Source organism: Fictibacillus enclensis (genome assembly GCF_030123385.1).
Lineage (GTDB): Bacteria > Bacillota > Bacilli > Bacillales > Fictibacillaceae > Fictibacillus_C > Fictibacillus_C enclensis.
Genome location: NZ_CP126109.1, coordinates 1024773 through 1036982 on the forward strand (window position 1 = coordinate 1024773; position 12210 = coordinate 1036982).

Annotated in this window: 12 protein-coding genes; 7 read left to right on the top strand and 5 right to left on the bottom strand. The window is 43.3% G+C overall.

The features are described 5' to 3' along the window. Positions 1 to 18: 18 nt before the first annotated feature. Entirely contained in the window at positions 19 to 435 is a 417-nt protein-coding gene (locus QNH15_RS05545; protein WP_061967445.1) for a CBS domain-containing protein, read from the top strand. A gap of 5 nt (positions 436 to 440) precedes the next feature. Next, a complete protein-coding gene (locus tag QNH15_RS05550; protein ID WP_283893193.1) occupies positions 441 to 1004 on the top strand; it encodes a GNAT family N-acetyltransferase in 564 nt (187 codons plus the stop codon). Between the two features lie 66 nt (positions 1005 to 1070). Here the strand turns inward: QNH15_RS05550 and bacA are convergent, their stop codons facing one another. Continuing rightward, positions 1071 to 1874: an undecaprenyl-diphosphate phosphatase gene (gene bacA, locus QNH15_RS05555; protein WP_283893195.1), complete on the bottom strand. Its 804-nt coding sequence runs from the start codon at positions 1872 to 1874 to the stop codon at positions 1071 to 1073. A 199-nt stretch (positions 1875 to 2073) separates the two neighbouring features. After that, on the bottom strand, positions 2074 to 2985 hold the full coding sequence (locus tag QNH15_RS05560) for a peptidoglycan-binding protein (protein ID WP_283893197.1): 912 nt from the start codon (positions 2983 to 2985) through the stop codon (positions 2074 to 2076). A gap of 296 nt (positions 2986 to 3281) precedes the next feature. Here QNH15_RS05560 and QNH15_RS05565 point away from each other — a divergent pair, with 296 nt between their 5' ends. Further along, positions 3282 to 4232 (top strand): aldo/keto reductase family protein, encoded by a 951-nt coding sequence (locus QNH15_RS05565; protein ID WP_283893199.1) that lies wholly within the window; start codon positions 3282 to 3284, stop codon positions 4230 to 4232. Between the two features lie 87 nt (positions 4233 to 4319). Here QNH15_RS05565 and QNH15_RS05570 read toward each other — a convergent pair whose 3' ends face one another. After that, a complete protein-coding gene (locus QNH15_RS05570) occupies positions 4320 to 4484 on the bottom strand; it encodes an aspartyl-phosphate phosphatase Spo0E family protein (protein ID WP_283893200.1) in 165 nt (54 codons plus the stop codon). A 195-nt stretch (positions 4485 to 4679) separates the two neighbouring features. On the opposite strand from QNH15_RS05570, the gene QNH15_RS05575 reads away from it, so the two are divergent. The 4 genes from QNH15_RS05575 (at position 4680) to QNH15_RS05590 (ending at position 11116) form a co-directional block, all read left to right on the top strand. Continuing rightward, positions 4680 to 6239, top strand: a complete 1560-nt coding sequence (locus QNH15_RS05575; RefSeq protein WP_283893201.1) for a Na+/H+ antiporter — start codon at positions 4680 to 4682, stop codon at positions 6237 to 6239. A gap of 73 nt (positions 6240 to 6312) precedes the next feature. Beyond that, positions 6313 to 6570, top strand: coding sequence for a phage holin family protein (locus tag QNH15_RS05580; RefSeq protein WP_283893202.1), 258 nt, complete (start codon positions 6313 to 6315; stop codon positions 6568 to 6570). A gap of 114 nt (positions 6571 to 6684) precedes the next feature. Further along, a complete protein-coding gene (locus QNH15_RS05585; protein ID WP_283893203.1) occupies positions 6685 to 8349 on the top strand; it encodes an SWIM zinc finger family protein in 1665 nt (554 codons plus the stop codon). Next, positions 8342 to 11116: a DEAD/DEAH box helicase gene (locus QNH15_RS05590; protein WP_283893204.1), complete on the top strand. Its 2775-nt coding sequence runs from the start codon at positions 8342 to 8344 to the stop codon at positions 11114 to 11116. The genes QNH15_RS05585 and QNH15_RS05590 overlap by 8 nt, the downstream gene beginning before the upstream one ends. Before the next feature lie 250 nt (positions 11117 to 11366). Here QNH15_RS05590 and QNH15_RS05600 read toward each other — a convergent pair whose 3' ends face one another. Then, complete coding sequence (locus tag QNH15_RS05600; protein WP_283893205.1) at positions 11367 to 11678, bottom strand: YxlC family protein; 312 nt, start codon at positions 11676 to 11678, stop codon at positions 11367 to 11369. Beyond that, positions 11653 to 12180 carry an RNA polymerase sigma factor SigY gene (gene sigY / locus QNH15_RS05605; protein WP_283893206.1) on the bottom strand — a complete coding sequence of 176 codons (528 nt, stop codon included), beginning with the start codon at positions 12178 to 12180 and terminating at the stop codon, positions 11653 to 11655. The genes QNH15_RS05600 and sigY overlap by 26 nt, the downstream gene beginning before the upstream one ends. Positions 12181 to 12210 lie beyond the last annotated feature (30 nt).

Here is a 12210-nt window from a genome sequence, read left to right on the forward strand (position 1 = left end):
AACTAGGAGGAAGGTATCGTGAACATTGCTTTTTTTCTTTTGCCGAAAGAGCAGGTTGCCTTTTTGAAAACAAATTCAACCGTCCGTCAGGCGCTGGAAAAACTCGAACACCATCGATACACCGCAGTCCCGGTGCTTGATGATAAAGGAAGATATTCTGAAACTGTCACTGAAGGGGATCTTTTGTGGACGATCAAAAATACACCGGGACTGAATTTCGAAACAAGCCACCGGTTTTCCATATCGGGTATTAAAAAAGAGCGGTTGATCAAATCGGTTTACATTAATGCTCAAATGGAAGATCTCCTGAGTTTGATAGCGACCCAAAATTTTGTTCCAGTGGTGGATGATAATGATGTATTCATCGGCATCGTCCGCCGCAGCGACATTATTGAATATTGCTCAAATCAGCTATTTGCGATAAAAGGGAGTTAACGAGTATGGAAACAGTCTCTGATCTGCCTGTGTTTCCAGAAATTTCCACTACACGATATCAATTGAGAGAAATCAAAGTGGAGGATGCACAGGATCTGCATGAAGTATATTCTGATTCCGAGGTAGTAAAGTACTGGGGAGCGATTCCGTTTGAATCCATCGAACAGACCGCTTCACTCATCCAGGATTTTCAGAACGGATTCAGTTCTGGGGCAACCATTCGCTGGGGAATTGCCGAAAAAACAAATGGAAGAGTAATTGGAACCTGCGGTTTTCACAATTGGGCAAAAAAGAAACGGCGAGCGGAAGTCGGATATGAAATACGGCGCAGTGAATGGCGGAAGGGTGTCATGTCGGAGGTATTAGGTATCATATTGCCTTATGGCTTTCATACAATGGAGCTTAACCGTATTGGCGCGCTTATCCATCCCGATAATCTCGGTTCTGCTAAACTGGCTGAAAAATTAGGCTTTCATGCGGAAGGGCAATTAAGGGATTATCAGTTCGTGGATGGGGAATTTCAGGATTTGGTGATGTACAGCTTGCTGAAAAAAGATACGAAATGGTGAGCCTTATTATTATTTACATCAAAAAAAGATGGCGGGAAAACGCCATCCTTTTTTGATGCTTTATGATTACAGCCAGATAATTGCAGCCAAAACGGCTGCAAGGATGAAACGGTAATATGCAAATGGTGTCAGCTTTACTTTAGCAATCAAACGGATAAAGAACAGGATAGCAACAACCGCTACGATAAAGGCCGTAATAAATCCTGTAACAAAAAACGGGAGGTCGCTTGCGCTTAAGTAATCCCAGCTTTTATAGAGGTCAAGTCCGCTGGCCGCGATCATGATCGGCACCGCAAGAATAAACGTAAAATCAGCCGCCGTTCGATGGCTTAAGCCCATCAAAACACCACCGGAAATGGTAGCACCCGAACGCGAGAAGCCCGGCCACAATGCAAGACACTGAAACAAGCCGATGATAAAGGCCTGCTTGTACGTAATCTGGTCAAGAGTAGCTGCCGTAATCTTCTTTTTTTTCTTTTCAGCATAAATCATCAGCAGTCCGCCGACAATCAAGCTGAATACAACCGTACTTGTTGAGAACAAATACTTTTTTACGGCATCGTGAACAAGAAGTCCGATCACAACTGCAGGCAGCATACCGCAAAAAATATGAATCAGATTCAAATGGCCTTTTTGCCCATCCTCAGATTCGATTTTGCCCACACCGAGAAGGCTCCACAGCCTTTTCCAGTAAAGGACTACAACAGCCAGAATGGAACCAAGCTGTATCACAATTTCAAACGTTTTTGCTTTATCTCCTGTAAATCCTAAAAAGTGCCCTGCGATAATTAAATGTCCAGTGGAAGAAACAGGAAGAAACTCGGTCAGTCCCTCAACCAGACCCATAATAATGGCAATCCAAAGAAACAATACATTCACCAGCCTGTTCGTAAATTAATCAAACACTTACCTATTATAAAAGAAAACCGCTAAAAAACATATAAAGATTATGTGACAAAGAAAAACTTAAAAAGCGGCCTAGCGGTCCGGCTCACGTTAAACTCTTCGATGGAGCATCAAAAAAAGAGGCGGCACGCGGCCGCCTCTCTTAATTAAAGGTTTCTTCTGATTAATCAAGAACAGTAACTTTAACTGTTTTTCTTCCCCATTGGTTGGCAGTATCCTTGGAAGAATAGAATACGTCGATTCGGTTGCCATTGATCGCACCGCCAGTGTCAGCTGCTGTTGCATAGCCATATCCTTCAACATACACTTTAGAATTTAAAGGAATAACATCAGGGTCAACAGCAATGACTTTTGCATTAGGGTTAGATTTAAGGTTTGTCCCATTCGCCGTTACACCGCTGCAGCCGTTGCAGTTTGCTGTGTAAGCTGTTGATTCCACAGCAATGGTTTTACCCTGTTTTTTCTGTGCAGGTGCTTTTGTTTCTTGTGCTTCAGCTTTTGGTGCTGAGGCAGTTGTAGTTTTCTGTGCCGGAGCAGCAGATTGAACCTCAGTTTTTACACGGACCCCATTATCGCTGTAAAGCGCTTTAATGGTTTGAGGTCCGGTGATGCCGTCAATACCGATCCCTTTAGCAGTCTGGAAAGCTTTAACCGCTCTTACGGTAACAGGTCCATAGATTCCATCAACGGTATAGTTGTAGAATCCTTGATCCTTTAATTCGCTTTGCAATCCGGAAACAGCATAGCCTTTGCTGCCCTGTTGCAAAAGATTGGATTTATTTAAAGAAGATTGAAGCAGCGCTTCTGCTGTTTGTTTTCCTGTAATACCATCTACTTTGAGTCCGTTTTTCTTTTGAAAATCCTTCACGGAAGCCGTTGTGATATCTCCATAGTAACCTGTTGTTTTGGTGTAATGGAAATAACCTTTATCTTTAAGCGATTGCTGTAATTGGTGTACGTCTTTGTCCCACATGCCTTGTTTTAATGTATGGTCCCCTAACGCGGCTTCCCCTACTATTGGAGAACCCATTATTACTCCAGTGATCGCTCCTGTTGCAATTACTTTTTTTAACATATGTAGTACCTCCTAAAGTACGAAAAGTTTAGTTAAAAAGGATAAGATTTCCTTGATAGCCACAATTGCCATTGTACAGGTAGAGTATGACAGGCAGGTTAGAGGAAGGTAACAAAACCGTTACATAATTATTTCAAAATAGTAGTAAAATCATCCATTAATTGAACAATTATCAGCTGTTTATCCTACCAATAGGGGATTTATGGATTTTTCAAGATGTAATTCTTTATAATATTTAGAAAACTGGTAAACTTGTACCGTACCTATTTTTCTAATTTGAAAGGTGGAAAATGATTATGGAATACCGTCGTCTTGGGAGTACTGGATTAAAAGTCAGCGAGATTTCTCTTGGAAGCTGGCTGACCACTGCCGGCTATGTGGAACGGGAGAACGCAGAAGCCAGTATACATAAAGCATTTGACCTTGGAATTAATTTCTTTGATACCGCCAATGTCTATATGCGGGGAGAAGCTGAAAAAGTGGTGGGAAGCGTTTTAAAAGGCTACCAGCGCGATTCATATGTTTTGGCTACAAAGGCATTCTGGCCAATGGGGGACGGCCCGAACGACCGGGGTCTTTCGAGAAAGCATGTGATTGAGCAGTGCAATGCCAGCCTCGAGCGGCTTGGATTGGATTATGTGGATATTTTTTATTGCCATCGCTATGACAAGGAAACTCCTCTGGAGGAAACGCTGCGGGCTATCGATGATTTGATCCGTCAGGGCAAAGTGCTTTATGCCGGGGTGAGTGAGTGGACTGCAGAACAGATTTCAGAAGCGGTACACTTGGCGGATAAAAAATTGCTGGACCGTATTGTTGTCAGCCAGCCTCAATACAATATGTTTGAGCGTTATATTGAAAAAGAAGTCATTCCGGTGAGTGAAAAACATGGCATCGGCCAGGTGGTATGGTCGCCGCTTGCGCAGGGCGTTCTGACCGGAAAGTATAAAATCGGTGAAGAGGCGCCAAAAGGAAGCCGGGCCGCGGATGAGAACAGCAAGAAAATGATATCCGGCCATCTGACCGAAGAAAAACTTCAAAAGGTGGAGAAATTAAAAGGAGTGGCAGAAGAGAATGGAATTACCGTCGCTCAGCTTGCACTCTCTTGGATTCTTCGTCAGGACAATGTATCAAGTGCCATTGTGGGCGCAAGTTCACCGGATCAGCTGGAGGAAACCGTAAAGGCTTCAGGAGTCAAACTCTCTGCCGAATCACTTGAACGCATAGAGGAAATCCTTCAAAATTAATAGGGAATTAATAGAGATTATCATTAAAAAAACGGCGGGGAGTGGTCTCCCGCCGTTTTTTTGCTTTTAAATTTTTGGGTTGGTCCATTATTGTCTTATCAAAGATTTTGGTTTTTCCTCTGTTCGGGAAAGCAGATTAAGCAAATGATCAAGTTCCTGGCTGCATTTCACAGTAACCTCTGCCGTCAAGCCATAGGTCTTTCCAAGACATAGCAAAACTTCCCGCTTTTTTTCAATCATTTGTAATAACATCTTTCATTCACGACTTTCATGAGGGATTTTGTCACAAAAACAAGTATGAAGGAAAACGCCGTTGAAGGAAAGAGGTTTGCTAAAAATAGTCAAAAAGTTACAAAATACCTTTTCTCTCACGTTAAATCCGTTTAAAGGGACGCAAAATAGTAAATGGATAGAAATAAAAGCTTTTATAGGAAAAGAGGCAACGTCATGGAAGAAATGTTACATATTATTGTCATTCTTTTGGGTATTTCGGTGTTGGTGACGGCGCTGGCAAAAAAACTAAAAAGGCCATACCCTATTGCACTGGTTGTCGTAGGCGCTTTAATCGGTCTTATTCCCATTGAGAATTTGGAACCTATCAAAAATTTAACACAGGAAGGGGATATCTTCCAGTTTGTCATTATTTCTCTTCTCCTTCCCACGTTACTGGGAGAAGCTTCTTTGAAGTTGCCTTTTTCCCATCTGCTTGAAAATAAAGTGGCCATTGTCCTTTTGGCCCTGGTAGGTACTCTGATTACATGTGTGCTCGTGGGATTTAGTTCTTATTTATGGCTCGGCCTTGGTCTGCAGGCGGCTTTTGTATTCGGTGCCTTGATGAGTGCTACAGACCCCGTTTCTGTTCTTAGTATCTTTAAATCCATGGGCGTTAACAGAAAACTTTCTATCATTGTAGAGGGTGAAAGTTTGTTTAATGATGGAATGGCTGTCGTTTTATTTACGATTGCTTCTGCATATCTGCCTGCTTACCTGAAAATGGGAGCGACTGGAGGACTGTACGGCTTTGGTATTTTTATAAAAGTCGCTCTTGGCGGTATTGCGATTGGAGCGGTAATGGGTTATATCTTTTCCAAGCTCACCAGTTTTTACGATGACTATCCGCTGGAAATCCTGTTTTCGGTTCTCCTTTTCTATGGAAGTTATTTGCTTTCAGAGTTTTTTGGTTTTTCAGGTGTTATTGCTGTTGTTACCAGTGGACTCATATTAGGGAACTACGGAGCCAAAATTGGTATGAGCCCAATTACAAAGATGAATATCAACTCATTTTGGGACGTGACGTCACTTTTGGCCAATTCGATCGTTTTCTTGCTTGTCGGGCTTGAAATTGCAAATATAAATCTTAATGACAAATGGGAAATCATAGGAATTGGAATCCTGATCGTATTAGTTTCGAGAGCCGTGGTTGTTTATGGAATGTTAATCTTTGTTAAGGATATCCCTTCCAAATGGAAACATGTGGTCAATTGGGGAGGCCTGCGTGGGTCGCTGTCTATTGCGCTTGCATTAAGTTTAACCCAGGATTTTAAAGGAAGAGATGAAATCATTGTTCTTTCCTTTTCCATTGTATTCTTTTCCCTTCTTGTTCAGGGCACAACAATCAGCTATTTAATCAAGGCTTTGGGTATCCGTAAGCAGGCTCCAGCTATTCAGAAAAATGAAGTTTTGTTTACAAGCTATCATCGCTCACGCCGGGCTCTGAAACATCTTTACCGCTTACAGGATGATGCTGTCATTACTCCTGTAACATTCAGAAAGATGAAGGAAAGCTATGAACAGACAATTAATGAAGCGAAAAATCAAATGGAAGAGCTCTTGCGCGATCATCCAGAGCTTGAGAAAGAACTGGAAGAAAAGGCGCTGGCAGAAGCATTGGCTGCCGAACATGAGGCAGTTGATATATTGGCCAGAAGACTTCTCATTTCAGAAGAACTGGCTGAAATAGAAAAAGATAAAATTCTGAACAGACTGGAAAAAAAGGATTTGGAATAAAACGGGCAAATGAATAAGCAAATCTAGTAAACTTCCATACACTATTACAGCTTTGAGCAAAGGCGGTGATAGAGTGGATATCTTAACTTTTTTGCTTCAGTATTTGAATCAGCACTCATTATTTTTAATTCCGGCATTGCTGGTCATTGGCTTTGGATTGAGGCGAGCACCTTTTCTAAAAAGGGAATACGTGTTTTGGGTGTCCCTGGGGATTTCGGTGCTCCTCTCCTTCTGGAATTTTGGAGTAAACATACATTCGTTTGTAGATGGTGTCATCAATGCAGGGGTGGTCCATTGGGCATTATCATTGATAAAAAAAATCAACTTTTAGAAAATGGGCAGAAGTGTCCATTGTTTTTTTTGTTTTTGGCAAGAAAAAGCACAACATTGAATGGAACCTCCTGAATTTTGATATAATGGAGGATACTATGTTACGGAGGCTCACATGTTAAGTAAGCAAATCCCTAAAGACGTTGTGTTGAACCTTGGAAAAACGGTGTTGTTTCATTTTAGCAGTGAAGCGATCCAGGATGGCTATGCGCTTTATCAGAAAGGCGCTGTATATAATATAAATGTAAAAGAAGAAACGGTCGTGACCGGGCGTGTTTCGGAAGAAGGGGAGCATGAGGTAAGCCTTAACCTTGACCGTTTTCTGGAGAGCAGCTGCAGATGCGGGCAGCCGGAACCGTGTGCTCACATTATAGCTGTTTTCTTTCAGCTGTATGCTTCCTTTGGTCCTCCTTATCAACTGATACTGGAATGGAAAAGCCAGCGCGGTAAACCAAAGGACCAAGAGCAGAGCAGTTTGGACCGACCGCCTAAGGTAACAGAAGCCCCTCAGGTTTCTGAAAAACAAACAAAAAAGCGGATCCAAAATGTGCTTTCGGTGGAAGAATGGAAAAGTGTGTTTGATCAGCGATTTGAAGACTTTGAACGAATCAAAATGCAGAATATGACCTTTAAAGAGCTGGAAAAGGGAGAAGGATATACATTTACGCATATTTATAGAGAATTCTATCCCGGTTTATTAAATTCTGCGACCTTTTTGGATGATGATATAGGAAAGCTGTATCGTTTCCATGCCCAGCTTGAAACATTTCTCAGACTGACGGAATATGAAAAACAATTTGGCATTCCTGATTATTTACACTCTCACTTCCGATTGAATCTCAAACAGCTGGTGGATGGCATGTTCAAGACGGCCATGGAGATGGATGCTCGGCGCCTGAGGAGTAAGCATCTCGATTTGATTGAAGAAAGTTTACGAGAATTCCAGAATATCTTTAAGCTCCCTTCCCGATACTTTGATACCATCTTTCGGGTATTTCAGGTCGGCTGGGCGACCATTTACCATGTGGAGAAATGGGCAGTGTCCTATGAAAAACAGCTGCTTGATGAGAAAGAAAAAGGCTCGCGGGCCAAATTCCTTGATATGGCGCTCGTTCATTTTGCCTTTCTGAGGGATGACCTGAAGGAGGCATTCAAGAGGATGGAGAGCACAGAGCAGTTTTCATCCCGCCATGCGTTAATTTGGCTTGAGCTTCTTTTCCATTGGGAAAAATGGGAAGCTCTTTTGAAATGGCTCCTTGCTCTGAAGCCTGAATTCTACCGGAAAACCAAAGATTATTACAAAGATGCTTCCGTACGGGAAGAATTTCATCAGTATATCGAGTTCTTTTGGAAGTATGCTCAGTATACAGGGGAGGAAAAAGAATATGAGGAGATGCTCGTTGATTGCCTTCCTGTCACCTTTTATGAATATAACGAGTTTTTGCATGTTCAGCAGGACTTCAAGCGGTGGGTGGAGCTTCAGCTGTTAATGGGCTATTCTCCCTCTCTGATCAATTCCGCAGATTTAAAAGATGTGGAGCAGCTGGAGATGGATGTCCTGTTGCCGATTTATCACCAATCCGTTGACCGGCTCATCCGCGAGAAAAACCGTAAATCTTACAAATTGGCCATTCGCTTTCTGAAAAAGCTGCAGTCCATTTATAAAAAATTGGATCGTTCATGGCAGTTTAATGAATATATTGAAAAGCTGTCTGCGCAATATGGGCGGCTTCGTGCTTTTCAGGAAGAGCTGAGGAAAGGAAAATTCATTCATGATTGATGTGACCGCCATTGTCATTCATACAAAATGGCTGGATGAAAAAAGAATGATGTTCTGGTGTGAAAAGAAGGGAAGCCGGATTCATGTCGATGATTGGATGCCGCTGTTGTTCGCATGGCATCATGAATCCTACTACGGCACCTTTGTTGACCGGGATGATGAACAGAATATCTATGTTTCTGCTGAAGATGCCTTTCGCCTGTTCACCAATCACCCCCGATTTTTCCTGAAGAAGAGCAATTGGACGCAAGATGCTCAATCGATGATGGATGAAGCCGAATGGGTCCTTTCTTCATTGGAAAATAACGGGGTAAAGCCAAGTTTTACCGCTTGGAAGAAGGGGCTTTGGCAATGGGAAATCGAAGGCAGTTCAAGAGAGCTGTCAGATTGGGCCAATGCCGCCGTTGATGGGCTGGCGTTAACGGAACCGGAAAGGCTGGATGCGGATCCTGCCTTTTTTGACCGTTTCCCGTTTGAGCATCTTTTGGAAAAAAACGCTTTGTACGAAAATCTTTCGGAAGAATCGTGGCTTGTCAAATTAGGATGGAAAAAGGATGAGAAACCGTTTGATTTGATCTTTGAGCTGCAGGAACCTCCTGAAGATGACCGGTTTTGGAATTTACAGGTGATGCTGGAGGACAAAGAGAACGGTGAAGCTCATAAATGGAAGGACGGCGAGCGACTTCCTAGAGAGGACTGGGCTGCCTACGAAGAACGGATTTGCGAGGATTTGGCGTTTGCGGGAACACTGGTGCCTTTTTTAAAAAAGAAGGATGGCTCCTTTAAACACAAACTGACCGAAAATGAAGCCTGGGATTTTTTAAATGAAAAAGGAGAATGGCTGGAAGAGGGAGGGTTTAAGATTCTCCTTCCGTCATGGTGGGAAGCACTAAAGGATCTCCAGCCTGACATTAAAGCCAAGGTGAAAAATTCGTCGGGCTATGCACCGTCCTTTTTGGGGCTGGATGCTATTGTTCAATTCGACTGGAAGGTATCGACCGGTGATATTGAATTAAGCGAAGATGAATTCATGAAGCTGGTTGACAGCAGACGTCGTCTGGTGAAAATCAAAGGCAAATGGTTTAAGCTGGATCCGGCTTTCATCCGTGAGGTCCGGCAAGTCATGAAAAGTTTCAACCGCAAGGGGCTGCAGCTGAAGGATGTCCTTGAGCAGCATCTTCTTCAAAATCAAAAAGCCGGCAGTGAGGAAGAGCCTTCCATGCTCCGGTATGTCAATATCGAGCTGAACAGTGATCTCTCCCGAATGGTGGAGCAGCTGTCTGAGGTAAGAGAAATTCCGATTCAGCCATTAGCTCCCGGGTTTAAAGGAAGTCTTCGTGACTATCAAAAAGTCGGCAGTTCCTGGCTGCAATTTTTAAGAAAGTTTGGCTTGGGTGGCTGTCTGGCTGACGACATGGGGCTTGGGAAAACCATTCAGACCATCGACTACCTGCTTCATACCCGAAAAGGGAAACGAAGCGGTAAGCTCCCGGTGCTTTTGATCTGTCCCACGTCTGTTATCGGAAACTGGCAAAAAGAGCTGCAGCATTTTTCACCGAGCCTGAACGTTTTTCTTCATTATGGTTCATCGCGGGTCAGGGGAGAACACTTCATGGAGGCGATCAGGGACGCGGATGTGGTTTTAACGTCCTATACGACAGCACAGCTTGATCAGGATGAATTTCAGCCTGTGATGTGGGATGCCATTATTCTGGATGAAGCCCAAAACATCAAAAACAGTTTTACCAAACAGTCCAGGAGTATCCGGCGTTTGTCCGGACGTCATAAAATTGCGCTTACCGGAACACCTGTGGAAAACCGCCTTCTGGAGCTTTGGGCGATCTTTGACTTCCTTAATCCCGGTTACCTTGGCAGTGAAACGGCATTTCGTAAGAGGTTCGTTATTCCTGTTGAACGGGAGCATGACAATGACCGGCTTAAGCAGCTGCAAAGTCTCGTACAGCCCTTTCTGCTAAGAAGGACGAAGCAGGATCCCCACGTTCAGCTGAACCTGCCGGATAAACAGGAAATTAAAGAATACGTGCACCTTACAACTGAACAGGCAACTCTTTATGAACGGATCATTCAGGATACGTTTCAGCAGCTGGAGCAAGAGAAGGGAATGAAGAGAAGGGGATTGATTCTAGCCCTTCTTGGCAAACTGAAGCAAATTTGTGATCACCCGGTTCTCTATTTAAAAGAAGAGAAAAAAACAAGGCTTGAAGAACGATCAAGCAAATTCTCGAAACTGATGGAGCTTTTGGAGGCCATTAAGGAGAAGGATGAAGGCTGCCTGATCTTTACTCAATTTTTATTTATGGGAAATCTGATCAAGGATTACATCGAAAAGCGGTGGAATGAAGAGGTGCCTTTCCTGCATGGAGGGATTCCAAAAGCAAAACGCGATGAAATGATTGAACAATTTCAGGCCAAAAAGCATAACGTCTTCGTTCTTTCATTGAAAGCAGGCGGGACAGGGCTGAATCTTACAGAAGCCAACCATGTTATCCACTTTGACCGCTGGTGGAATCCGGCAGTGGAAAACCAGGCGACAGACCGAGCCCACCGGATCGGACAGAAAAAATTTGTGACGGTCCACAAAATGATTACGCTTGGAACTCTGGAAGAGCGCATTGATGAAATGCTTGAAAGCAAAAAAGAATTAAGCGAAAAAGTCATCACTAGCGAAAATTGGATCACTGAACTATCCACCCAGGAATTACGGGAACTTTTTGTATTGCGAAAAGAATGGGTGGAAAAAGAATAAAAAAAGAGGAGCTTACGCTGGTGTATGCTCCTCTTTTTTTAACTTCACGACGACGTTCGGCGGAATATCCTTCTGGCAAAGATCAAATAAAAAAGAAGAGGGAGAGGACATTGAATCAGCCCCCACAAGGACCAAAACCAATAGCGGTATCCCCGTTTTCTGCCATCAAGGAAGAGAAAGGTACTCTGGCACAGCAAAACGAAAATCAACAGGATGAGTAACCAAAGGGGCAGCCCATGAAACTCAGATGTCATTCCACTTCACCTTCCTTTTTACGAGGATAGAACAGGAACAATACGGCAGCCACTAAAACCGGAACCTGCAGCAGCAAGAAGAAAACCGGAAGGCGTATGAGCATGACCGCGACACAACATAAAATCACTGCGGCCGTCAGAGCGAAATAGAACAGCTCCCTGATCAGCTGTTGGTGAATTCGCTTTTTTTCTTCAGCAACAAGCTGTTCAAAAAAGGCAAGGTCAGGTATAGGGGGATTTTCCCATTTTTCTAGTCTTGAAAGCTCCTCTGTGAGCTGTTGTTTAAGCTTCTCCTCGTTTTCTTTCATGGTCTTCCAACTCCTCCCTGATGAATTTCACCCCGTTGTGAACCCTCGATTTCGCAGTTCCTGCCGGAATCTTCAGCATTCTGCCAATTTCGTCATACGTGTACCCGTAATAGTGCTTCAGGATTAAGGGAATCCGGTTTTCTTCATTTAGTATGCATAAGGCATCTAGCAACTCCGACCACTCTTCGTTGCTGGCTGCTGCTTTCCATTTTAAGCTTCGGGCTTGCTTGATCTGCTCGTTGTATTTTTTCTCAGTCTTCTGTTTTCTGATCTGATCCATATACAGGTTAGAAGCAATAGAGATCAGCCAGGAAGAGAATTTGGCTTTTTCCTCGTACAGTTCGATTTTTTGTATGCATTTAAGCATGGTTTCCTGCACAAGATCCTCAGTTACCGACCGGTTCAGGGTGATTTTTAAAAGGTAGTGAAACAAGATCGAATAATTTTGCTGCAGCAAAAGAGAAAGAGCGTTCTGGTTCCCTTTTTTTGCTTGTTTAATCAAGTCCTTTTCCTCCATAAATGGCTCTTTCCT

Excerpts from the sequence above, each read along its gene's own strand:
- QNH15_RS05600 (WP_283893205.1), bottom strand. The coding sequence starts at position 11,678 with ATGAAAGAAAACGAGGAGAAGCTTAAACAACAGCTCACAGAGGAGCTT.
- QNH15_RS05590 (WP_283893204.1), top strand. The coding sequence starts at position 8,342 with ATGATTGATGTGACCGCCATTGTCATTCATACAAAATGGCTGGATGAA.
- QNH15_RS05550 (WP_283893193.1), top strand. The coding sequence starts at position 441 with ATGGAAACAGTCTCTGATCTGCCTGTGTTTCCAGAAATTTCCACTACA.
- QNH15_RS05585 (WP_283893203.1), top strand. The coding sequence starts at position 6,685 with ATGTTAAGTAAGCAAATCCCTAAAGACGTTGTGTTGAACCTTGGAAAA.
- QNH15_RS05565 (WP_283893199.1), top strand. The coding sequence starts at position 3,282 with ATGGAATACCGTCGTCTTGGGAGTACTGGATTAAAAGTCAGCGAGATT.
- QNH15_RS05570 (WP_283893200.1), bottom strand. The coding sequence starts at position 4,484 with ATGTTATTACAAATGATTGAAAAAAAGCGGGAAGTTTTGCTATGTCTT.
- QNH15_RS05560 (WP_283893197.1), bottom strand. The coding sequence starts at position 2,985 with ATGTTAAAAAAAGTAATTGCAACAGGAGCGATCACTGGAGTAATAATG.
- QNH15_RS05575 (WP_283893201.1), top strand. The coding sequence starts at position 4,680 with ATGGAAGAAATGTTACATATTATTGTCATTCTTTTGGGTATTTCGGTG.